Raw genomic sequence first — 23,271 nt, forward strand, 5'->3', positions numbered from 1 at the left:
GCTAGGCAGGCAGATGAACGACGAAGCGTGTTCCGCGTCGCGGAGATGGCTGGAGCTCGAGCAGTCCTCCCATGCGGTCGCATGCCATGCGGCAGAACGGCAGGCCGAGCCCGCTGTCCACGTACGCTCCCACATCGGTTCGGGGCCGAAGCGAACCCGGGTCCTTCAGCGCATCGCGAATCGTTGCCGGAAGTCCCGGGCCATCGTCGGCCACGACGACTCGGCACCAGTCCCCGTCGCGCACGCAGCCCACTTCGATCCTGCTACCGGCCGGAGTGTGACGGCACGCGTTGACGAGAAGGTTGGAGATCACGCGCCGCACCAGCACCTTGTCGAGCTGCGTAGACGGCGTGGGCGCAAGCATGGAGACGACCATCGTGTGGCCGGTCTGTTGCGCGAACGGCATCAGCTGCGAGACGCATGCGCTGACCACCTCGGAGACGTCGAACGGCTCGGCCACGAGCGGCAGCTCGCCGCCCGGAGCGCGCGCGTGCGAGACCATGTTGTCGATGATGTGCAGCACGTTCTGGCCGGTGGCTTCGACGAGCGCGAACTGCTTGCCGGGGCTTTCGGCGACATCGCGATAGCGCCGCAGCGCGGCCCGCGCGGTCGCCATCATCGCCGTGACGGGGCTACGAATGTCGTGCACGACCATGCGCAGAAGCTCCTCGCGCTTTTCCTCTTCCCGCACCTTGTTCTCGAGCGCTTCGTTGGCGAGCGCGGCTTCGTACGCGCGAACGTCGGCGGTGGCGCGCTCGACGAAGCCGCCGTAGATATACGCGTCGGTGGCAAGCGCGATGTCGAGCATGATGATCTTGCCGAAGGCTCGCGTGCAGCGCTCGGCCTGGTCGGGCTCCCCGCGAAAGCGTTCGAGGAAACATTGCCGGACGTAGTCGATCTGCACGAGGTAGCCGCCCAGGTACAGGTGCGGCTCGAGCCGGATCCGTGCGTGCGCAAGCCCAACACGAAGACGGCTCTCGAAGTACGCTTCGTCATACGGTCCGGTGCAGAGCTGGATGAAGTGCGCGCGCTGCGCCGCCTTGAGGCGCGTGACGAGAGCCGGGTCTTCCAGAAAACACCGGGTTTCCGGAAACGCCAGGATTCGCCGGTAGAACACGTCGACCATTCCGTCGGCGATCGACTCGACGAACTCGGCCTGGGCCCCGAGCAGGCTCCTGTCTTCCTCGGTGATCCCGAGGAATTCCATCCGACGCGCGCGGGCCTCCGCGTCGATACCGACAAGCTCGAGGAGCGTCGCCATGTGGACTGATTCGCACCGCACAACCAGTGAGTCAACGACTGGCGCATTGCAGCAGCAGCATCCCTGGACAAAGGTGGCACCCGATATGGCGCGCGGTTCTATTCTGGTCGTCGACGACGAGGCGGCAAGCCGCGAGAGTCTGAAGGACGTGCTCGGCGACGAAGGCTACGACGTCACCACCGCTGCCGACGGCAAGCTGGCCGTCGAGCTTCTGCAGAACAGCGAGTTCGATGTCGTGATCACCGACCTGCGCATGCCCGGGCTCGACGGCGTCGAGCTGCTGCGCGAGGTACGCCGCGTCTGCCCGCAGACCCTCGTCATCCTGATGACCGCCCACGCGAGCGTCGAGACGGCCGTCGAAGCGCTTCGCCAGGGCGCGCACGACTACATGATCAAGCCGCTGTCGTTCGACGACGTGCTGGCCAAGCTCGGACGTCTGCTCGAGCGCCGCGAGCTCGCGTGGCAGATCCAGTACCTGCGCCGTGAGGTCGAATCGAAATACGACTTCGACAACCTGATCGGCGAGAGCGCGTCCATGCGCCGCATCATGGCGCTGATGCACAAGGTGGCCGCGACCAACTCGACGGTGCTCATCACCGGCGAAAGCGGAGTGGGCAAGGAGGTCGTTGCGCGCGCGATCCATCGCGACAGTGAGCGGCGCGACAGTATCTTCCTGCCGGTGAACTGCGGCGCGATTCCCGAGACGCTTCTGGAAGCGCAGCTGTTCGGTCACACGCGCGGTGCGTTCACCGGAGCGGTGACGGCGCAGGAAGGCCTGTTCCAGCGCTCGCGCGGCGGAACCATCTTCCTCGACGAGATCGGCGAGATGCCGCTGTCGCTTCAGGTCAAGCTGCTTCGTGCAATCGAAGAGAAGGAGATCCTGCCGGTCGGCGGCACGACGCCTTCGCGCGTCGATCTTCGCATCATCGCCGCGACCAACCGGGATCTCGCGAAATGCTGCCAGGAAGGCACGTTTCGCGAAGACCTGTACTATCGCCTGAACGTGTTCGGCATCGAGATCCCGCCGCTGCGCGAACGGCGCGAGGACATTCCCGCGCTCGTCGAGTTTCTCGTGCGGCGCCACAACACCGAGATGAACCGCCGCTTCCGCGGCGTGGACAATGCGGCGATGAAAGCGCTGCTGCGCATGCCGTGGAAGGGAAACATCCGCGAGCTCGACAACGTGATCGAGCACGCGATGATCGTCGGCGACGGCGAATGGATCACGACCGCCGATCTCCCCAACCGGGTGGCCGCCGCTTCGGCAGCCGACGGCGCTGCGGTCGGCGACGAGCTGAAGAGCGCGATCCAGTTCTACGAGCGCGGACATATCGGCAACGTCATGCAGCGTTGCGAAGGCGACAAGAAGAAGGCCGCCGACCTGCTCGGCATCAGCCTGTCGTCGCTGTACCGCAAGATCGAAGAGCTCGGGCTCTAGCGGAAATCGGGGACAGACACCGATTTCGGAAAATCGGTGTCTGTCCCTGATTTCCTGCGTTCCGTGCATTCCGGCGCTCGCCGCACCGCGGCGAAAGGTCGGCGTGCAGACGGACTCTCGCGCCGCGCGTTCTGCGATGGATTCCACCCGCCGATCGGCCATACATTGGGCCCCCGGCGCCGCATTCGACCCGGTTTCGCGCCCACACATCGATGATCACAACACGACGAATGTTTTCCGTCGCGGCGACGGTCGTTGCGGCCATCGTGCTCGCGGCAACACCCTCGCACGCCGTGGGCGTCGACCAGCACCTGTTCACCAACGGAATGGTGCTGCAGCGCGGGATGCCGGTTCCAATCTGGGGCACGGCGAATGCGGGCGAACAGGTCACCGTGACGTTCGCCGGCCAGAACAAGATCACGACCGCCGCGGGCGACGGAACGTGGCGCATCACGCTCGATCCGCTGGTTGCGAACGCGGGCCCGCTGGGACTGATCATCCAGGGAACCAACCAGATCGCATTGACCGGAGTGATGGTCGGCGAAGTCTGGCTGTGCGGCGGCCAGTCCAACATGGTGCTCGAGCAGCCGGGACCGGTGCGCCTCGCGGCGAATCCGGAAGTGCACGCGCTGCGGTTCAACGACTGGTCGGACGCTCCCGGCGACATCTGCTGGGAGTTCGCGCTGACGATGCACGACGTGCTCGGCGTTCCGATCGGCATCATCAACAACGCGAAAGGCGGCACGCGCATCCGCACGTGGCTTCCGCCGTCGACGATCAATGATCCCGATCCGAAAGTGCCGGAGATTCTCGCGAACTATCCGATCTGGGGCGACGTCTGGCAGGAAGTCGGCGTACATCTGGTTCCGTACGCGATGCGCGGCGTGATCTGGTGGCAGGGCGAGGCCGACAGCCGCACGGCCAATGACCACCGCTACATCCTCCCCGCGATGATTCGCGCATGGCGGCGCGAATGGAACCAGGGCGATTTCCCGTTCGTCTACGTCCAGCTGCCCAACGGCAAAGGACTTCCGTTCGGCGAGCCGGTGCGAAACCTTCCGGCGGGCAGTCGCGGCAGCCCGTGGGCGTCGACGCTGCGGCAGGCATTCATCGACACGCTCGACGTCGTTCCGAACACCGCCATGATCGTCACGTCGGACCTGATCGGCGGCATTCATCCGCCGCCGCAGGAATATCCCGAGTACGCCGCGCGGCTCGCCGACGCCGTCCTCGTCGAAGTCTACGGACAGGACTTCACGTATTCCGGCCCGATCGTCGAGTCGGCCACGGCCGAAGGCAGCAGCGTTCGCATTCGCTATCGCTCGCACACCGCCGACAGCCTCCAGTTCACCGGCGCCGCCCTCCAGGGATTCGCGCTCAGCGCCGATCACGAGAACTGGGAATGGGCCGACAGCGCGGCCATCGACGGCAACCAGGTCGTGGTCGCGAGCTCGCTCGTCCCGTCGCCGGTCGCCGTGCGCTACGGCTTCGCGTCGAAGTTCCGGTGGGCAAATCTTTACAACGAAAGAGACATGGTCTCCGGACCGTTCCAGATCGACGTCGAGCCGGCTCCATGAACAGACTTTTCCGTTTTTTCCTCGCCGTTCTGGCGGTCCTGGCGCCGGCAGGTTACGCCGGCGCGCATTCGAGCACGCCGGTGCTGATCCAGGTCACGCGGAACACTGTGGGCGAGATCGAGGCGCCGAAGATTCGCTCGCAGCAGGGCAGCTCGATCGTGTTCGTCTCCGACGGCGACGTGCTCGGTCCCGGCACCGCGCCCGGTCACCGCGAAGTCTACATGTACAGCGCCGAGAGCGGCGCGATCACGAGGATCACCAATACGGTCGCCGGCGAGAGCTATGAAGCTTCGCGCGAGACCGACGACGTCAACAGCGGCCGCGACGTGCTGGTCGCATTCGTCTCGACGGGCGATTTCGATCCGTCCGTCGGCAACGCCGACCACAATCCGGAAATCTTCCTGTGGTTCGAGCAAGACGGCTCGTTCCTGCAGGTGACCGACACCGTGGCGCCGGTCGTCAACGGCGAAGTGTACGCGAGCGAAAGCGGCAAATGCCTGACGTTCCGCAGCAACGCCGATCTCGACGACAACGACGGCTCGGACGTCGGAAATCCCGGCAGGGGTTTCGGGAACGCGGACGGAAGCGACGAGGTCTTCAACCTGTCGTTTGGCGACAACGATCTCGACCGCAACTTCTGGGTCACGACGCAGGTCAGCAACGGGCCGGCGGGCACGGCGAGCTCGCATCCGGTGGTCGGAGGCTACTGGTTCACGCGCCAGTGCCGCTCGAATGCGTACCAGTCCGATCACGACCAGCTCGGCAACGGCTCGTCGGGGTCGCACATCTACAACTACACGAAGAACACGGGCGTGATCGAGCAGCTGTCCAAGCCCGGCGCCGGCATCAACCGCAACCCGGCGATGTCGAGCGCCAGCAACTTCGCGCGCGGCCCGTTCGTCGTCTACGAGACCGATACCGATCCGATCGGCAACGGAAGCTCATCGTACGAGCTGTTTCGCTTCCGCCTGTTCAAGAACGAGCTGTGGCAGTACACGTTCGCGACCGAGGACAGCGCGCGCCCGGCGATCAGCGACGGCGGCGGCCGGATGACGTTCGAATCGAAGGCCGATCTTTTCCGGCCGAACCGGCCGCTTCGCACCGGCGACATTCCGCCGTTCAACAGCGATGCGAACCCCGAGATCTTCCTGACCAAGGGAAAGCACCAGATCACGCAGGTCACCGAAACCGTCGGTTGCGAGAACAACTTCCCGACGCTTCGCGACACCGGTGACGCGGTTGCATTCCGTTCGACGTGCGACCTCGTCGGGCTCAATCCCGGCGGCGTGCCGCAGGTGTTCCACTACGTGCTCGTCGATCGCGACGATCCGCTCGCGACGACCGCCGGCTGCCAGACGGCCGACGGCTGCTGCAACGAGGCCAACGGCTGTTTCTATCTGCTGTTCGGCGCGAAGCAGTCGCCGCCGCGCGAAGGCATCCACCCGGATTACTAGAGGGGGTGTCTTATGGACGGGTCCTCGCCTTGAACGAGTCGTGTTGATTGATGTCTGCGCCGGCGACGGAATACTGCGACGTCGCGCAGAAACCATTCGCGCCGACGAGACGTACCGTGAGGATGGCCGACTCGTCGAAGTAGCTGGTGTCACTTACCGGCGGAGGAATCGCCGCGACCCCGTACGACGAGCTCGCCTTGAACATGGCATCGGATTCGGTCGGTGACGGGCGCATCCTCAAGTTGCGAACTTCATCGGGGTTGAAGCCCTGCGCTGCGTGGAACGACCATCCGCGGGGATCGAAGTCGGTCCACCTCGTTGCCTCGTCGTATCCACCATAAGCGTCGAACCAGGTCTTCAGCCGCTCTACGCCGGAGATCTCCTCGTACACGCATAGCGTGAACCGATTGTCGATTGTCGGCGTTCCGAGCTCGCTGTGATCGAAGGGCTCGCCTTTCTTCCAGGTCCACGTGAGCGAGTCGCGGGGCCTGCGGATTTTCAGCACCGTATCGCCGGCCAGATAGCAACTCGCCCAGTCGGAGATGACGTGGAGACAATCGGATTCGACGAGCGAGCCTTCGCCGTCGAACGTCGCATCGGGAGACCCGTCGGTGTTTACGCGCACGACCGCGGTGGTCGTGTTCCCACCATGGTGCCAGGATCCCGCGCCAACGAGCTTACCGTCGGCCTGAAGCGCCATCGCCGTAAACTCGCCGTAGGCCATGTCGCCTCCGCCCGCGTCCGTGGAGGAGATGCCGCTTACGCCGAAGGTGGTGTCGACGGTACCGTCGCCGTTCCAGCGATCCGCTGTGAGCCCGCCGCCATACGGTGCAACGATCCGTCCATCCGGCTGAATGATCAGATCCCGTCCGCCGCTGCCGGAGTAGCCGGGAGGATTCAGGACCCCGTCCGCAGCGAACGTAGTGTCGAAGGTCCCGTCGGGGTTGTACCGTGCGATCACGCCCTCCGACTCCAGCCCATACTTGACGACGACTTTGTCGTCCGGCTGGACGGCGACGCCGCCAGGCCGGCCGTCCGTCAGGCGGGAATCCGAGCTCGCGTGGAACGTTCCATCGAGCGAACCGTCGGGATGGAACCGCGCGATCGGCATCGGCCCGCTGCTCACGACGACGATGTCGCCATCCGGAGCGATCGCGACATCCCATGCCCGCGCATCGATTCCGAGGCTGGCGCTTCCGCCAGAGCCGAACGCAGCGTCGGGTGTGCCGTCTTCGTTGAAGCGTAGAAGTGCACTCCCGGCGGCAAGGATCTTCCCGTCATCCTGGATCGCGATCGGCTCGATCGAAACGGCCGTGGTCACGATCCCCCCGATTCCGAAATCCGGATCGAGACTGCCGTCGGAGAGATACCGCACCAGCCGGAATTCGTCGTCCAGCAGCGCGCTCGCCACGATTTTCCCGTCGGTCTGTATTGCGAGGTCGTAGGGGGTCTCGAAACCGCTTCCAAGCGTTGTCAGGACGACCCCGTCCCCTCCGAACGTTCGATCCGGCGCACCGTCGGCATGGTAGCGAGCGACCGCAAACCGTGAATAGGACGAGTGAATCGCGACGGCGATACTCCCGTCGGTGTGCACGGCGACTGCGGTGGCATACGACTCCAGCCCGAGAAGCGAGGCCAGTTGGGCTTGCGTCGCCGATGCCGAGAGAAATACCCCACAAAGCGCGCCGATCACGTCGCGAACGAGACAGTACATGAGCTTGCCATTACCAGAGAGCCCAACTTCAGCGCAATGACGTGTTCGCCGGCAGGTCGAAGAGCGTGGTTCGAGGGGGCCTTGAAACCCGGCGGGCCGCCCAGCCCCGTTGCGATCGACGAATACGTAGTGGAACACCTGCGATACCAATCCGCTCGCGACGACCGCCGGTTGCCAGACGGCCGACGGCTGCTGCAACGAGGCCAACGGCTGCTTCTACCTGCTCTTCGCGGCCAAGCAGTCACGGCCGCGCGAAGGCATCCACCCCGAGTACTGAATCATTCCGTGTGACATCCGCCGTCGCAGCCGTCGCCGGCCTCGGTGTTGCCATCGTCGCAGGTCTCGCCGTCGTCGACCTCCGAGTTTCCGCAGTAAGGGCAGTCCGCGCGCCCGAGGCCGATCACCAGGCCCGCTACTGGCGAGACGTTGCCGAGGATGACCGGAGGATTGTCGGCGTGGGCATAGCGCATCCAGCTCTGGCCGCCCGACGTGCGCACCGAGCTACCCGCGAGCGTCGTCAGGTCGTCGAATGCCGTCAGCGTCGTGTACGTGCCTTCGCCATGGCTGCTCAGCGAGCCGGACAACTCGACGTTGCATCCATCGATCTCGATCTCGCCGTCTTCGCCGCGGATCTTGATGACTCCCGGGACGCCGACATTCGCGTGGTCGGAAAAAAGCTGGACGCTTCCGCCGTAGCCGGACGACTTTGCGCTCGCATTCGCGTGGCCGCGGAAGTCGACGTTTCCGCCGGCTCGAATTTCGAGGATCCCGCCGTCGGTGGCGGCAAGATTGACATCCCCCGACTCGGATACGACCACATCGCCGTCGGCGAAGATCTCGGCATAGCCGCCGTACCCGTAGTCGAACGCCAGCGATTTCCCGGAGAACTGGCCGTCCAGCTGCACGTCTCCGCCGGACTCGACGTAGAGCCACCCGCCGCCCGACCCGGACGAATTTGCCGAGATACGGCCGCCCAGTTTGACGTTGACGCCGCCGTAGACGAGGAGCGCGCCGCCGGCTCCGTACGGTACCGCGCCGTTGGCGGCCACGCGGACGTCCGAGGCGATCGTTACCTTTCCTCCCGCCTCGAGATCCACCTCACCACCGTTGCCGCCTCCATCGTCGCTGAAGTAGCTGCTGCCATAGCCGTTCGCGAGCAGCGAGAACGTCCTGTTTCCGTCGACGAGGATATCGCGGTCGGCGATTGCGGTGATTCGACCGCCCCATCCTCCATTGGTCCGGGAGCTCACGTTGATCCGCGCGGCGATCGTGATGTCGCGCCCGGCGGCCAGTTCCAGACCGTCGACGTCGTAGTAATTGCTGCCGGTCAGATCGATCGGCGCCGAGATCACCGTATCCTGCGAAGCGTCGATCGAGACGTGCCCGCCTCGCCAGAGATTTGCGGTCGCCCGGATCTCTCCGCTGATGCTGGCGTCTCCGTCGAGCGCATGGACCGTCAGGCTGCCGGCCGCGTAATCCGCAGAACAAGACAGGTCGACGTCGCCAGCGATCGACACCGAGCCTGCCGCGCGCAGCGTAACGCTGGCAGGAGCGTCCGAGCGCCCGTCGATGCCGCCGCCGATCATGATCGAACCGTCGCCGACCGTGCACGTACCGAGGTCGCAATCGGCGTCGTCGGCGCACGCGACGCTGGTTCCCTCGTGAAGGCGCGAGCAGGTCGGCTGCGAGCCGCATGCGCCGAAATCACAATCGGCGTTGGTACTGCAGGAGAAATAGCTCTCGGAGTTCGTACAGCTGGAGCCGTTGCAGGGACCTGCCTGGCAACGATCATCGGAAGTGCATATCAACTGTGCATTGCCCGAGCAGCGGTAGTAACCGCAGGTTCCGAGCTGGCAGCTGGCGTTCGTTTCGCAGGTGTCCGCCGGGCCGCCGGTCGAACAAAGACGTCGTGTCGTGATCGTGATCTTTCCGCTTTCGGTCTGGCCGGAGCCAAGCGTGACGCGCGATCGGATGGCCGGTTCGGTCGTCGCGGCATGGAACAGTCCGCTCAGGATCGTTCCTTCGCCGTCGCCGAAATTCAGCTGACCGGCGCCAGTCACGTTGACCGTGCGCGTCTGGAAGTCGAGGACCGCTCCGTCAGTTACGTCGACCGGACCGGTGATATTGCAGGGATCGGCGTCGCTCGCACAGACGTCGTCGGCGATAGTTGCCGTAAGCGCATGCGCGTGTGCGGCGGACAAAAGAATGACGGCGCAGGCCGCCGCGACGGCTCCGTACCTTCGGATTTGCATGGCGGCGGTCCCCTTGCGATCGATGCGCTCGTGTCGCGCGTTACAACACTACTTCCGTGCTCGAGCCAAAAACCAAGCCTGGTCGATCCGCACCAGCCAATTCGACGAGGACGCGAGTCGATAACGACAGATCTGTACCTGCTTACGGCGCCGGCGTTTCCGTAGTCGAGAACGGCGCAGTGCCGAGGCCGGTGCCGTTGAAGAGATTCGCCCAAGTCGGGAAGTGATCCCACGCGTAATGCACGACGGTCGGCGCGGCGATCGCATCGTTCCAGACCACGACTTCGTTGCCCTGGATCTCGGCCTCAGCCCACACGAAATTCTCTCCGTCTTCGGAGATCGAGAATCCCTGCAGCGGGCCGCCTTCGGCAACGAGACCTTCGGCGGTGTTCGGCTTGAAGCGAAGACGCACGCGACCGGCAGCTTCGAGCGTCATCGACGCGTAGATCGGACCCGAATACGCGAAGCTCTCGCCGTATGCGCTGCCGCCGAGCGCGGCGTTGGCGAGGCGGTAGCCGTAGAGCTCGCGGTCCTTCGGATGCACCGCGCCTTCGACGTCGACCGACACCATCAGCGTCGTTGCCGGCTCGCTGAGCCCGTTGAACGTCGCCTGGCGCATGCGCACGGCAATGCCTTCCGCAGGCGGCGCGAGCGGCAGCGGAGCAACGGTTTGTTCGAGCTGCAGCCCGCCGCCGGTCGGAAGCTGCACGAGCACGAACGGAATGTTCCCGCTCTGCCAGTCGGCACGCCACGATCGAATGAGCGCGGGCAGCAGGTGATAGAAAATATCGATGTTGCCCGGATGCTGGCGCGCGAGCTTCAGATCCTGTTCGCCCTGCCAGTAGAGAACTCCGCGGATTGCGTACCCGGCAAACGGCTGCACCTGCCGCTCGTATTCGTCGCCCCAGCTGTCCCACGTCGAAACGATCGCCTGCACGTCCGGATCCGGATCCGATGCGGCCGACGGCGACAGCCAGTTGCGCATCGACGTGCCGCCGGCTGCGCGATTGATCAGACCGATCGGCACGCCGAGCTCGGCATTGAGCTCGCGCGCGAACGCGAACGCCATCGCCGACGGTCGCTCGTCCCACTGGCCGCCGCGACCCATCGTGCGGATGGTCGGGTACAGGTCGAGCTCGCTTTGCCGCGGTCGGCGTATGACGAGGTTCGATTGCCCCGCGCATACCCAGACATCGCCGGCGAGAACATTGCCGATGGTGATCGTGTTGTTGCCATGCACGACGAGCTCGTACGGGCCGCCGGCAGCGACCGGATCGAGCTCGACCCGCCACGTGCCGTTGGCAGCCGCGACCGTGCTCTTGGTCTGCGAAGCGATCGTGACTTCGACCGCTTCGCCGGGATCCGCCTTGCCGAAAACCGGAACGACGGCATCGCGCTGCAGCACCATGCCGTCCGAGAACAGCGACGGCGGCTCGCCCTTGGACGAATCGAGCGCGAGACTTACGTCGGCGCCCGCGCGCGCCGGGCCGAGCGTTACGACAAGCGCTGCAGCCGCCACGATGGAAAGGCCGCGAACGCCGCAGAGGCCCGCAGACCGGAGCGCAATGCGGATAAATGAGCGGACGGAAATCATGCGCCCGGCTTTACGGCCACGGGGCCGGCGCGGCGTCGGTCGTGAACGTCGGGCAGCCGAGCTCGCCGATTTCGGAGTAATTGAACAGATTGGCGAACGTGTAGTCCTCGTCGTAGCCGTAGCGGACTTCGACCGGAGTCGGAACGTCGTCGCTCCAGACGACGACTTCTTCGCCCTGGATTTCGGCGTTCGCCCACACGTAGTGCTGGCGATCGGCGGTAATCGAGAATCCCTGCAACGGACCGCGCGAGTGCAGCTCGTTTGCGGTGTGCTCGCGGAAGCGGATGCGGACCTTGTTGCCGTCCTCGATCGACATGCCCTGGTAGGTCGGACCGGTAAACGTCATGTCGTAGCCGTAGACGAAGCCGAGCACCGCGCTCTCGATGCGCAGCAGGTAGCCGGCGCGGTCCTTCGGATGCAGGCCGCCGACCAGATCGGACGACGTGATGACCTGCGTCTCGGGCAGCGCGAGACCTTCGATGAACGCCTGGCGCATGCGCGCGACGGGGAACGGATCGTCGTTGTCGGCGGCCGGATACGGGCTCGGCAGCGGCTGCTCGGGCTGCAGGCCGCGCCCGACGGACTCCTGAAGGAAAAGAAACGGAAGGTCGCCGCGGTTCCAGGCGTTGCGCCACGACTGGATCATCGCCGGGAATGCATGGCTGTAGAACGGACCCGGATCGGCACGCCGCCGGATGTCGCTGGCGCCCTGCCACCAGATGAAGCCTTTGACCGCGAAGCCGGTGACGCCGTCGATGACGGCCTCGTACGACTGGCCGTAGTCGCCGGTCGCGACGACCTCCTGGATCACCGGATCGGTAGAATCGACAACCGAAGGGCCGAGCCACGTGCGCACGAGGCCGGACGATCCGCGCATCGCGCGCTGCAGCACGCCGACCGGAACGCCGAGGTCCTCGTTCAGCGTTCGCGCGAAATCGAACGGCAGCCCGCCGGGTCGGCTGGTCCACGTGGTCTTGAACACGCGAGCGTTCGGATAGTCATCGACCTCGCCGGGCCACGGACGCTTGATCATCATGTTCGACTGGCCGCTGAGCACCCAGATGTCGCCGAACAGCACGTCGTGCAGCGTGATCGTGTTGTTGCCCTGGATGACGAGGTCGTAGGGCCCGCCGGCCGGCACCGGGTCGAGCTCGACGCGCCAGTGGCCGCTGGCGGGAGTGACGGTCGTCTTGGTCTGGCCGGCGACCGAGACGCTGACTGTTTCGCCGGGATCGGCCTCTCCATAAACCGCCGCGTTGGTATCGCGCTGCAGCATCATGTGGTCGTCGAAGAGCTGCGGAACGCGGCCGTGGTCGATGTCGATCGCCAGCGTGACGTCGGCCCGACCCGGCGCCGCCGGGAAGAGCGACAACAGCATGACGACGGCGGTGAGCGCACCCAGTGAACCGAACTGTCGCATGAACCCCTCTATCAGTTCCGGCGGGTGTCGGGGCCACGCGAACGAGGTGCCCGGCTGCCTGAATTGGTCGCCGAATATCGACCGCTACCGGGCCGCTAGTCAACCCGCATTGCCTGGACTGCCGGAACTGCTTTGCGCGGGCCGGGGCTTCTTCCCGCGCATTCCCGTCTGAAGCGCGGCGTGAGTCGCGAAGGCGTCTCCCGCGGCGTCAATCCGGACCGCATATCTGCGACATCGGTAGCTGCACTTCCCAGCTCTGGGAATCCTGGATGCACGGAAATCGTCAACTGCGCCGAAAAACAGCGACTTCCGCTCGCACGCCGCGTTGGCCGAGTCCTTGCTTTCGGCGCTGTACGCCGCACGGCGTCTCAAGAGGAATCTGGGGAATTTCATGGACAGGCGCGGGAGAGAAAAACCATGACCGAAGTTGTCGTCACGCAGCGAGCCGATCGCATGGGCCTGGCCGTCGCGCTGCTCGCGGCAGTTTTCATGCTGATCGCGAGCATCGCATCGGCCGAAGAGATTCCTGCGGCAGCGACGCAGGAGGCCGACACGGTCTGGCAGCAGCGCTGCTCGACGTGTCACGGCGCCGGCGGAAAGGGTGACGGCGCTGCGGCAGCAGCGCTCGTTCCGAAGCCGCGCGATTTCACGTCGGCCGACTGGCAGAAATCGGTCACCGACGACCATCTCCAGAAAGTCATTCTCGAAGGCGGCCAATCGGTCGGGCTGAGCATGCTGATGGTCCCCAACGCGGATCTGGCCCCCAAGCCGGACGTCGTCAAGGCGCTCGTCGCCCATGTTCGCGGCCTCGGCGCCAAGTAGGAACTCGCCGATATGAGCAATGCGGTGGCAGTGGCGCCGGACGACTACGACTACGGCGTCGTCCGCCAGTTTGCGGTGATGTCGCTGGTCTGGGGCATCGTCGGAATGCTCGTCGGGCTGATCCTTGCGATCCAGCTCGCATGGCCGGACGTCACGCCGGCGGTTCCGTTCCTTAGCTACGGAAGGCTGCGGCCGCTGCATACCAACGCGGTCATCTTCGCGTTCGGCGGCTGCGCGCTGTTCGCGTCGGCGTACCTCGTCGTGCAGCGAACGTGCGGAGTGCGCCTGTTCGCGCCGGCGCTCGCGAAGTTCACGTTCTGGGGCTGGCAGCTCGTGATCGTGCTTGCCGCCATCACGCTTCCGCTCGGGTACACCACGGCAAAAGAGTACGCGGAGCTCGAGTGGCCGATCGATCTGCTGATCGCGGTCGTGTGGATTTCGGTCGGCGTCGTGTTCTTCGGCACGATCATGCGTCGCAAGACGCCGCACATCTACGTCGCCAACTGGTTCTTCGGCGCGTTCATCATCACCGTCGCGCTGCTCCACGTCATCAACAGCCTCGAGATCCCGGTCTCGCTCTTCAAGTCCTACTCGATCTACGCCGGCACCGTCGATGCGATGGTGCAGTGGTGGTACGGCCACAATGCGGTCGGTTTCTTCCTGACCGCGGGCTTTCTCGGAATGATGTACTACTTCGTTCCGAAGCAGGCCGGGCGTCCCGTGTATTCGTACCGACTTTCGGTCGTGCACTTCTGGGCGCTGATCGGCATCTACATGTGGGCCGGCCCGCATCATCTGCACTACAGCGCGCTTCCGGACTGGGCGCAGAGCCTCGGCGTCGTCTTCTCGATCCTGCTGTGGGCGCCGTCCTGGGGCGGAATGATCAACGGGCTCATGACGCTCTCGGGCGCATGGGACAAGCTGCGCACCGATCCCATTCTCCGATTCATGATCGTCGCGCTGTCGTTCTACGGAATGTCGACGTTCGAAGGGCCGATGATGTCGATCAAGACCGTCAACGCGCTCACCCACGACACCGACTGGACGATCGCGCACGTGCACTCGGGCGCTCTCGGCTGGGTCGCGATGATCACGATCGGCTGTCTGTACGCGATGCTCCCGAAGCTGTGGGGCAAGCAGAAGATGTACAGCACGCCGCTCGTCAACGTGCATTTCTGGCTGTCGACGGTCGGAATCGTCCTCTACATCGCGGCGATGTGGATTGCCGGCCTCATGCAGGGCCTGATGTGGCGCGCGTTCAACGAGGACGGCACGCTGACCTACACGTTCGTCGAAGCGCTGCAGGCGACGCATCCGTATTACGTCGTGCGCGTCGGCGGCGGCCTCGTGTTCTTCATCGGAATGCTGGTGATGGCGTGGAACGTCTGGTGCACGCTGACGGCGGAGGAAGCCGACGAGCCGGTGCTCGAAGCGCTTGCCGAACCGGCTGTCGGCTGAGCGGGTCCGGGGAACCGTCATGGCAAACCAGACGCCTTTCGAGAAGAACATCGGCCTGATGGGAGTGCTGATCGTCGTCGTCGTCAGCTTCGGCGGCCTCGCCGAGATCGTCCCGCTGATGTTCCAGGACGACGTTTCGGCTGCAGTCGAAGGCATGAAGCCGCTCGACGCTCTCGCCCTCGAAGGCCGAGACATCTACATCCGCGACGGCTGCCACGTCTGCCACACGCAGATGGTCCGGCCGCTGCGCGCGGAAACCGAGCGCTACGGTCACTACTCGGTCGCCGGTGAATCCGTCTACGAGCATCCGTTCCTGTGGGGCTCCAAGCGCACCGGGCCGGATCTCGCGCGTGTCGGCGGCCGCTACAGCGACGAGTGGCACAAGGTGCACCTTCGCAACCCGCGCGACGTCGTGCCCGAGTCGAACATGCCGGCGTTTCCATGGCTGTTCGACAACGCGCTCGACGGTGAAAACACCGGAACCAAGATGAAAGCGCTGCGCGCCGTCGGGGTGCCGTACACCGACACCGACATCGCAGGCGCCAAAGCTGCCGTTGCGGGAAAACAGGAAATCGATGCGCTCATCTCCTACCTGCAGCAGCTCGGCCTCGTCATGAAAGGCAAGAGGTAGGGCCATGCCGATTGCGGGATGGATCGACGAGGGAGTCATTCGCGGGATCGGGACGGTGCTTCTGCTTCTGTCGTTCGTCGCACTGTGCGTGTGGGCGTGGGCCCCGGCGCAGCGGCGCCGCTTCGAAGACGCATCGATGCTGCCGTTCGTCGACGTCGGTGATGCGAACTTCCGCCCGGATGCTGCACGCAAGGAAGCACGATGAGCGCGCCCGATGCAGCAGCCGCCGCCGTCGGACTGACGGGAGGGTGGAGCGCGTACGTTACGCTGATCGTCGTCGTCAACGTCGTCGCATCGGCGTGGATCCTGTTCTGGGCGCGAACCAAAAGCGTCGATGACGGTGCTGCCGGCGAGACGATGGGCCACTCGTTCGACGGAATCGAAGAGTACGATCTTCCGCTTCCGCGCTGGTGGCTGTGGATGTTCGTCGGGACGATCGTCTTCACGATCGTCTACTGCGTGCTTTATCCCGGCCTCGGCAGCTTCGGCGGTACGCTCGGCTGGTCCGCAAAAGGTCAGTACGACGACGAAGTGCGCGACGCGCAGGCGAAGTACGGGCCGATCTATGCCGCGTTTGCGGCAAGGCCCATTACGGACCTGATTCACGATCCGCAGGCCGTCGGCATCGGCCAGCGGCTGTTCGCGAACAACTGCGCGGCCTGCCACGGCGCCGACGCGCGCGGCGGCGTCGGCTTTCCAAACCTGACCGACGACGACTGGCTGTTCGGCGGAGAGCCGGAGACGATCCAGACGACGATTCTCGGCGGGCGCTTCGCGATGATGCCGCCGTTTGCGCCCGCGCTCGGCGGCGATCAGGGCGTCAAGGAAGTCGTGGCGTATGTGCTGAGCCTTTCGGGCCAGCCGGCCGACGCAAAGCTCGCCGAAGCCGGCAAGGCGCGCTTCAACACGATCTGCATCGCGTGCCACGGCATGGACGCCAAAGGCAACAAGGCGATGGGCTCGCCGAACCTGACCGACGACATCTGGCTCTTCGGCGGCAGCGCCGAGGACATCGAGTTCGGGCTGCGGAGTGGCCGTTCCGGCAAGATGCCGGCGCATGCCGACATCCTCGGCGAGCAGAAAGCGCACCTGGTTGCGACGTACGTCTACAGCCTGTCGCATCCGGACGTCGCCGCGAGATAGAGCGATGAGCGCCGTGCATGCCCCGCGGACGGTCGACGACGCTGCGCGATCCTGCGCGACCGTCGAAAGCTCGCCGTCGGGCGCATCGGGCCGCAAGCCGGCGCAAAAGCAGATACCGCTCTACGCGCCTCGGGAGGAAATCTACCAGCGCGAAATCCACGGACCGTGGCAGAAATGGCGGGCGCGGATTCTTTTCGTTCTCGCCGGATTCTACGTCGTCGTTCCGTGGGCAACCTGGAACGGCCGGCAGGCGGTGTGGTTCGACGTGCCGGCGCGCAAGTTCTACCTGCTCGGCGTCACGTTCTGGCCGCAGGATTTCATCTTTCTCGCCGGCCTCCTGATTCTCGGTGCGCTCGGCCTGTTCTTCTTCACGACCATCGCCGGCCGGCTGTGGTGCGGGTATGCGTGTCCACAGACCGTCTGGACCAGATTTTTCATGTGGATCGAGTGGCTTGCCGAAGGCGATCGCAACCGGCGCATTGCGCTCGATCGCGGGCCGTGGAATCGCGACAAGATCCTGCGCAAGGCCGCCAAGCACGGCGCGTGGCTGGCGTTCTCGGGCGTCGTCGGCGTGACGTTCGTCGGATACTTCCTGCCGATCCGCGAGCTGCTTCCGCGCATCGGCGCGTGGCAGGTCACGCCGCCGGAGATGGTGTTTCTCGCCGTCGCGTCGCTGGCGCTTTACGCCGACGCCGGATTCATGCGCGAGCAGATCTGCAAGTACGCGTGCCCGTACGCGCGCTTCCAGGGCGCGATGTTCGACCGCGCGACGCTGACGATCTTCTACGACCCCGCCCGCGGCGAGCCGCGCGGCCACCGCAGGAAGAATACCGATCTGGCGCGCGCGAACCTCGGCCACTGCATCGACTGCAGGCTCTGCGTGCACGTGTGCCCGACCGGCATCGACATCCGCGAAGGCACGCAGTTCGAATGCATCGGCTGCGCCGCATGCATCGATGCCTGCGACAGCGTCATGGAAGAAGTCGGCTATCCGAAGGGCCTCGTCCGCTACACGACCGAGAGCGCGCTGGCCGGAAAACCGAAACCGCTGCTGCGCGCACGCGTCGTCGGTTACGGCGCGGTTCTTGCGATCGGTGTGGTGGCTTTCGTCGTTGCGCTCAGCCAGCGCATGCCGCTCGGCGTCGACGTGATCCGCGACCGGGCGCGCCTGTACCGCGAGATCTCCGGCGGGCAGATCGAGAATGTCTACACGCTCAAGCTCATGAACAAGTCCCAGCAGGGCCAGACGTACCGGATCGGGGCCGAAGACGGGTTCACGTTGATCGCGCCGGCCAGCGTCGCGGTTGCTCCGGGCGAGCTCAAGGACGTTCCGGTCCAGCTGCGCGCCGACCGCGCAAAGCTTGCAGCCACGTCAACGCCGGTTTCGTTCGTCGTCGAGTCCGAGAGCGATCCGTCGATTCGCGTGCGCGAGAGCGGCCGCTTTCTCGCGCCGGCTCCGATCGCAGCGGCGAAGCACGAACACGAGCACGACGACGAACACGGCGAGGAACACAAAAAGCAGCACGAGAAGGCGGGACCACTATGACCACCGCCGTCCGCATCATCGCCGAAGCGCCGCCGCGGTCTTCGCTGCGCACGGATACCAAAGCCTGGTACCGGCAGTTCTGGCCGTGGTTCGTGATTTCGCTTCCGGCCGTCAGCGTCCTGTTCAGCGTGGCTACGCTCGTGGTCGCGGTGCGCAGCGCCGACTCGCTGGTTCGCGACGACTGGTACGACGCAGGCATGACGATCAATCGCGAGTTCTCGCGTGAGCATGCAGCCGCCGCGCTCGATCTGAAGGCGACGCTGCGCGTGGCGGAAAGTGGACGGCTCGAGCTGGTGCTCGACGGCACGGCCGCCGATCCCGTGCGGCTCGACGTGGCGATGTCGTGTCCGTCGGATGCGTTGCGCGACCAGCTCGTTGAGCTTTATCCGGTTAGTCCACGGACGTTTGCATCGCGCGACCCGCTCGCGAGCACCAGAGGCCACTGGGACGTCGCGATCACCCCGCCGGATTCTTCCTGGCGCGTCGCCGGGCGCATCGAGCTCACCTCGAGCGCCGTACTCGCCGCACGGCATTGAAGCGACGTGAGCATTTCCGCGACATGCTTTCATTGCGGCCTGCCGGTCCCGCCGGGCGTCCGCCTGCATGCGGTCATCGACGGCGAGCCGCGCGCAATGTGCTGCCGCGGCTGCATGGCCGTCGCCGATCTGATCGCCGGCCGCGGCCTTGCGGCGTACTACCGCTATCGCGAAGCGCCGGCGGCGAATCCCGAGCAGACGGCCCGTACGAACGACGAGCTTGCCTGCTACGACGAGCCTGCGCTCGAAAAGTCGTACGTGCGCCGCGGCGACTTCGACGAAAAGTCCGCGACGCTGTCTATCGACGGCATGCGGTGCGCGGCCTGCGTATGGCTGCTCGAACGCACCCTCCGCGCGTGTCCGGGCGTGATCTCTGCGTCCGTGAACCTCGGCGCCGAGCGCGCCGAGCTATCGTGGCACGCCGATCGAACCAAGCTGTCGGTCGTTCTCAGCGAGCTCTCGAAGATCGGATACGCCGCGCGCCCGTACCGCCCCGACTGGAACGAGCAGGCACGCACCGACGAGTACCATGCGGCGCTGCGCCGTCTGATCGTCTCCGGGCTCGGCGCGATGCAGGTCATGATGTACGCGGTCGGCCTTTATGCCGGCGCGCTCGAGGGCATGGCGGATGCGCATCGGCTGCTCCTGCGCGTCGTCAGCGGCATCGTCGCGACGCCGGTGCTGTTCTATTCGGCGCGGCCGTTTTTCTCCGGAGCATGGCGCGACCTGCGTAACCGCCGGCTCGGCATGGACGTACCGGTCGCGCTCGCGCTCGCGATTGCGTACTCGGCAAGCGTCTACGCGACGGTGATGCGCACCGGCGAGGTCTACTTCGATTCGGTCGCGATGTTTGTGTTCTTCCTTTCGGTCGGACGCTTCGTCGAGATGCGCGCCCGACAGCGGGCATCGGCGGCGGTGGAGACTGCACTGCGCCGGCCGCCGGAAACCGCGACGCGGATCGTCGAGGGCAACGCGACGGTCGAAAATCCGGACAGCCCGGGTTTTCGTACCGAGGTCGTCTCCGCGTACGAGCTCGCGCCCGGCGATCGCGTGCTGGTGCGTCCCGGAGAATCGTTCCCGGTCGACGGCACGGTCGCGAGCGGCAGCGGCTGGGTCAACGAATCGATGCTGACCGGCGAGCACTGGCCGCGCGAGAAACGCTGCGGAGATGCAGTGGCCGGAGGCACGCAGAACGGCGAAAGCCCGCTCGTGGTCGTCGCCGTTCGCACGGGCGCCGATACCGCATGGTCCGCCATCGTGCGGCTCGTCGATCTGGCGGGGCGCGCGCGTCCCGGCATCGCGCGCCTTGCCGATCGCGTGGCGCAGATCTTCGTGCCGGCCGTGCTTGCGATTTCCATGGCGACTGCCGCCGCATGGTGGCAGCTCGATTCGTCGCGGGCGTTCTGGATTGCGCTGTCCGTCCTGGTCGTCACGTGTCCGTGCGCGCTCTCGCTGGCAACTCCAGCCGCGCTGACCGCGGCTGCCGGCGGTGCGCTGCGCCGGGGAATCCTGCTGCGCAGCGGACACACGCTCGAGATCCTTCCGCGGGTAACCCACGTCGTGTTCGACAAGACCGGAACGCTCACGTTCGGCCGCTTCCGCCGGCGCGCGCTGCGGCGGTTCGGCAGCGTTGCCGAGGCACGCTGCCTCGCGATCGCGGCGGCTCTCGAGCGTTACTCCGAGCATCCGATCGCGCGCGCATTCGACGACGTCGACTCGTCGCGGATCACGCTCGCGGACGTGACGGCGTCGGCAGGCGCAGGCGTCGAAGGTCGGCTCGACGGGCGCGTCGTGCGCATCGGCTCGCCGGCGTGGGTGCGCGAGCTGTGCCGCCGCGACGCCGGCGCGACGACAACCGCTGCGGATACGAGCAGCATCCTGCTCGGTGACGAGTCCGGACCGCTGTGCGGCTTCGACCTCGAGGATGTCGTGCGTCCGGGCGCGCGAGAGCTGGTCCGGCGGCTCGAGCAGGCCGGTCTTCACGTGATGCTCGCAAGCGGCGATGCGAAGGGGCCGGTCTGTGCGCTCGCCGGCGATCTCGGAATCCGCGATGCGAGGTGGGGAGCCAGTCCCGAGGAGAAGCTCCGCACGGTGCGCGAGCTTCAGGAACGGGGCGCGGTCGTGCTGATGGTCGGCGACGGCGTCAACGACGCGCCGGTGCTCGGCGCCGCGCAGGTTTCGATTGCGATGGGCAGCGGAACCGACCTCGCGCGCAGCCGCGCGGGCGCCGTTCTGATGAAAGAAGATCTTTCCGCGATCGCCGACGCGCTCGTGCTGGCGGGCCGCACACGCCGCGTGATGCGACAGAACCTTGGCTGGTCGATCGCGTACAATCTCGTTGCGCTGCCGCTCGCGTCGACCGGACACATCACACCATGGTGGGCAGCGATCGGCATGTCGCTCAGCTCGCTCGTCGTCGTGCTGAACGCCGTGCGGCTCGGCAAGCCCACGTCGTCTGCGCCTGGCGCCGAAGGTCGTCCGTCGATCGACATGGTGGAGCGCGCACTGCGGCCGCAGCTCGAGGAGGCGGCATGAGCATCATCTTCGTGCTGATCCCGATCGGACTCCTGCTGCTCGCGCTCGCGATCGCGGCGTTCTTCTGGGCCGTCGGGAGCGGCCAGTTCGACGACCTCGAGACCCCCGGCACGCTCGTGCTGTTCGACGAGGAGCCGAACCGGCCCGCGCCGGTGGGCGGGCGGCAAGCACGCGAAGCGATACCGGCAACGACGGTGCCGCGATGAACATTGCGCTGGCAGGCCTCGCGATGGGCTTTCTCGGCAGCTCGCATTGCATCGCGATGTGCGGCGGACTTGCCGCTGCGCTGCCGTCGGCGACCGGCAACAGCGCTCGCGGTCGCAACGTGCAGCGCACCGCCTGTTACAACGCCGGACGCATTGCGAGCTACGCCGTCGCCGGCGCGATCGCCGGCGGCGCAGGCGCTGCGTTCGCCGGTCTTGGCGGTGCGAGCGGCGTGCTCGTGCTGCGCGGCGTGTCCGCGCTGCTGATCATCGCCGTCGGTCTGTATGTTGCGGGCTGGTCGAATGCCGTCGTGCGCATCGAACGCCTCGGCGGCGGCATCTGGCGCACCATCGCTCCGCACGCGCGCCGTGCGCGCGAGTCCGACTCGCTGGTTGCGAGCACGCTGTTCGGTGCGATGTGGGGCTGGCTGCCGTGCGGCCTCGTCTACAGCGCGCTGGTCGTCGCGGCGTCATCCGGCTCGAGCGCAAGCGGCGCGATGACGATGGCCGGCTTCGGCCTCGGCACGCTGCCGGCAATGACCTTGATCGGCGTCGCCGCAGGCCGGGGCGTGCGGCTGCTGCGCGGAACCAGGGCCAGGCAATTTGCCGGCGCGCTCGTCATCGTGTTCGGCGCGTGGACGCTCGCGTCGGCCGCGGTTTCATCGGTCGAGGTCGCGGCGCACGGACCGGCGTGCCACGCGGTTCACGCTCCCAAAGCAGGAGCGGTGTGGGCGAAATGACCCAACAGGGATGGTCCACATGCCAGCCTTGGCCGCGTGAGACGCCGGTCGGTGGCGGGGACTGGCCCGACCAGCGTTCGAGGCCTTTGCTGCGGCTCGCGCGGCATCGCATTTGTCGACCGGCGAGATGCGCACGAGCGTAGACTTATCCTCTGCAACTCGATCAAAGCAGTTTTCAATGTGCGACGTTCGGAACAATGCGGGTACATGCGCAGCAGCATATTAGGTCAATTCTCGCATTCGATACCCGCGTGCGAGAAGGGGCTCGACATCTCTCCAGAACTTCCCGCGACGGGCAACTGGCGAATGGCATGAGCTTGTTTCAGATGCTCGCCGTGACCAAACCGTAATCGCGGCTTGGCGGATATCCCGTTCGCTAGGTATAGGAGATTTGAACTAGGCAATGAAGACAGTATTTGTCAGTCACGCTACCACTGATCGACCGTTCGTCGAGGGTCAGCTCATTCCGTTCATGCACTCACACGGCTTGCAGACTTGGTACTCGAAGGACGCCATCAGCACGGGAGCTCACTGGGAAAGGGCCATTCGCGCTGGTCTGCAGGCCTCGGACTGGTTTCTGCTTGTCGTCTCGCGAAGCGCGATTGCCTCGGAATGGGTCGGTTGTGAAGTTGATTGGGCGCTGGAGAACCGGGCTTCTCGTCTGGTCCCCGTAGTCATTGCGGACGCGAGTGCAAGCGAGCTTCATCTTCGCCTGCGTCTGATTCAATCGGTAGATTGGAGATCATCGCCGTCTGAGGCGAAAAGGAAGTTGCTCGCAATATGGGGGATCTCCAGTCGTACAGAAAACGCTGACCCCGCCCGCCCGCATGAAGATCTAAAATTTGATGATTACTTGTACGCGCGACCAAAAAACTGGCACTGCATTTTTTGTGGATGGAAGTGCAACGAAGATTATAACGACTACCTCTGCAAGCAATGCAGCAAGA

Annotated in this window: 18 protein-coding genes; 13 read left to right on the plus strand and 5 right to left on the minus strand. The window is 65.5% G+C overall.

Translation table 11 applies throughout. From position 1 onward, the window contains the following. Position 1 precedes the first annotated feature (1 nt). Positions 2 to 1,261 (minus strand): protoglobin domain-containing protein, encoded by a 1,260-nt coding sequence (locus VN634_08100; protein HXC50829.1) that lies wholly within the window; start codon positions 1,259 to 1,261, stop codon positions 2 to 4. An 85-nt stretch (positions 1,262 to 1,346) separates the two neighbouring features. On the opposite strand from VN634_08100, the gene VN634_08105 reads away from it, so the two are divergent. From VN634_08105 to VN634_08115, 3 genes are all read left to right on the plus strand, one after another. Then, positions 1,347 to 2,699: a sigma-54 dependent transcriptional regulator gene (locus VN634_08105; protein ID HXC50830.1), complete on the plus strand. Its 1,353-nt coding sequence runs from the start codon at positions 1,347 to 1,349 to the stop codon at positions 2,697 to 2,699. Between the two features lie 230 nt (positions 2,700 to 2,929). Further along, positions 2,930 to 4,276, plus strand: coding sequence for a sialate O-acetylesterase (locus VN634_08110; GenBank protein HXC50831.1), 1,347 nt, complete (start codon positions 2,930 to 2,932; stop codon positions 4,274 to 4,276). Next, positions 4,273 to 5,730: a hypothetical protein gene (locus VN634_08115; GenBank protein HXC50832.1), complete on the plus strand. Its 1,458-nt coding sequence runs from the start codon at positions 4,273 to 4,275 to the stop codon at positions 5,728 to 5,730. Before VN634_08110 ends, VN634_08115 begins: the two co-directional genes overlap by 4 nt. Positions 5,731 to 5,740: 10 nt before the next feature. Here the strand turns inward: VN634_08115 and VN634_08120 are convergent, their stop codons facing one another. The 4 genes from VN634_08120 to VN634_08135 form a co-directional block, all read right to left on the minus strand. Next, complete coding sequence (locus tag VN634_08120; protein HXC50833.1) at positions 5,741 to 7,444, minus strand: hypothetical protein; 1,704 nt, start codon at positions 7,442 to 7,444, stop codon at positions 5,741 to 5,743. A 278-nt stretch (positions 7,445 to 7,722) separates the two neighbouring features. After that, complete coding sequence (locus tag VN634_08125) at positions 7,723 to 9,696, minus strand: hypothetical protein (GenBank protein HXC50834.1); 1,974 nt, start codon at positions 9,694 to 9,696, stop codon at positions 7,723 to 7,725. 142 nt (positions 9,697 to 9,838) lie between these two features. Continuing rightward, on the minus strand, positions 9,839 to 11,290 hold the full coding sequence (locus VN634_08130; protein HXC50835.1) for a sialate O-acetylesterase: 1,452 nt from the start codon (positions 11,288 to 11,290) through the stop codon (positions 9,839 to 9,841). 10 nt (positions 11,291 to 11,300) lie between these two features. Next, positions 11,301 to 12,710 carry a sialate O-acetylesterase gene (locus tag VN634_08135; protein ID HXC50836.1) on the minus strand — a complete coding sequence of 470 codons (1,410 nt, stop codon included), beginning with the start codon at positions 12,708 to 12,710 and terminating at the stop codon, positions 11,301 to 11,303. A gap of 417 nt (positions 12,711 to 13,127) precedes the next feature. On the opposite strand from VN634_08135, the gene VN634_08140 reads away from it, so the two are divergent. Genes VN634_08140 through VN634_08185 form a run of 10 tightly spaced genes read left to right on the plus strand, consistent with a single transcriptional unit; the run spans position 13,128 to position 22,324 of the window. After that, a complete protein-coding gene (locus tag VN634_08140) occupies positions 13,128 to 13,532 on the plus strand; it encodes a c-type cytochrome (protein HXC50837.1) in 405 nt (134 codons plus the stop codon). A 12-nt stretch (positions 13,533 to 13,544) separates the two neighbouring features. Beyond that, complete coding sequence (ccoN, locus tag VN634_08145; protein ID HXC50838.1) at positions 13,545 to 14,990, plus strand: cytochrome-c oxidase, cbb3-type subunit I; 1,446 nt, start codon at positions 13,545 to 13,547, stop codon at positions 14,988 to 14,990. A gap of 19 nt (positions 14,991 to 15,009) precedes the next feature. Beyond that, the gene (gene ccoO, locus VN634_08150; GenBank protein HXC50839.1) at positions 15,010 to 15,621 is read left to right on the plus strand and encodes a cytochrome-c oxidase, cbb3-type subunit II; all 612 of its coding nucleotides are present in this window, start codon (positions 15,010 to 15,012) and stop codon (positions 15,619 to 15,621) included. 4 nt (positions 15,622 to 15,625) lie between these two features. Further along, the gene (locus VN634_08155; GenBank protein HXC50840.1) at positions 15,626 to 15,826 is read left to right on the plus strand and encodes a CcoQ/FixQ family Cbb3-type cytochrome c oxidase assembly chaperone; all 201 of its coding nucleotides are present in this window, start codon (positions 15,626 to 15,628) and stop codon (positions 15,824 to 15,826) included. Further along, on the plus strand, positions 15,823 to 16,764 hold the full coding sequence (ccoP, locus tag VN634_08160; protein HXC50841.1) for a cytochrome-c oxidase, cbb3-type subunit III: 942 nt from the start codon (positions 15,823 to 15,825) through the stop codon (positions 16,762 to 16,764). The genes VN634_08155 and ccoP overlap by 4 nt, the downstream gene beginning before the upstream one ends. Positions 16,765 to 16,768: 4 nt before the next feature. Next, complete coding sequence (gene ccoG / locus VN634_08165) at positions 16,769 to 18,310, plus strand: cytochrome c oxidase accessory protein CcoG (protein ID HXC50842.1); 1,542 nt, start codon at positions 16,769 to 16,771, stop codon at positions 18,308 to 18,310. Beyond that, the gene (locus tag VN634_08170) at positions 18,307 to 18,846 is read left to right on the plus strand and encodes a FixH family protein (protein ID HXC50843.1); all 540 of its coding nucleotides are present in this window, start codon (positions 18,307 to 18,309) and stop codon (positions 18,844 to 18,846) included. Before ccoG ends, VN634_08170 begins: the two co-directional genes overlap by 4 nt. Positions 18,847 to 18,852: 6 nt before the next feature. Beyond that, a complete protein-coding gene (locus VN634_08175) occupies positions 18,853 to 21,381 on the plus strand; it encodes a heavy metal translocating P-type ATPase (GenBank protein HXC50844.1) in 2,529 nt (842 codons plus the stop codon). Continuing rightward, entirely contained in the window at positions 21,378 to 21,587 is a 210-nt protein-coding gene (ccoS, locus tag VN634_08180) for a cbb3-type cytochrome oxidase assembly protein CcoS (GenBank protein ID HXC50845.1), read from the plus strand. The genes VN634_08175 and ccoS overlap by 4 nt, the downstream gene beginning before the upstream one ends. Beyond that, on the plus strand, positions 21,584 to 22,324 hold the full coding sequence (locus VN634_08185) for a sulfite exporter TauE/SafE family protein (protein HXC50846.1): 741 nt from the start codon (positions 21,584 to 21,586) through the stop codon (positions 22,322 to 22,324). Before ccoS ends, VN634_08185 begins: the two co-directional genes overlap by 4 nt. The last annotated feature ends 947 nt before the right edge of the window (positions 22,325 to 23,271 follow it).

The organism is Candidatus Limnocylindrales bacterium, assembly GCA_035571835.1.
Classification (GTDB): Bacteria; Desulfobacterota; Binatia; order UBA1149; family CAITLU01; genus DATNBU01.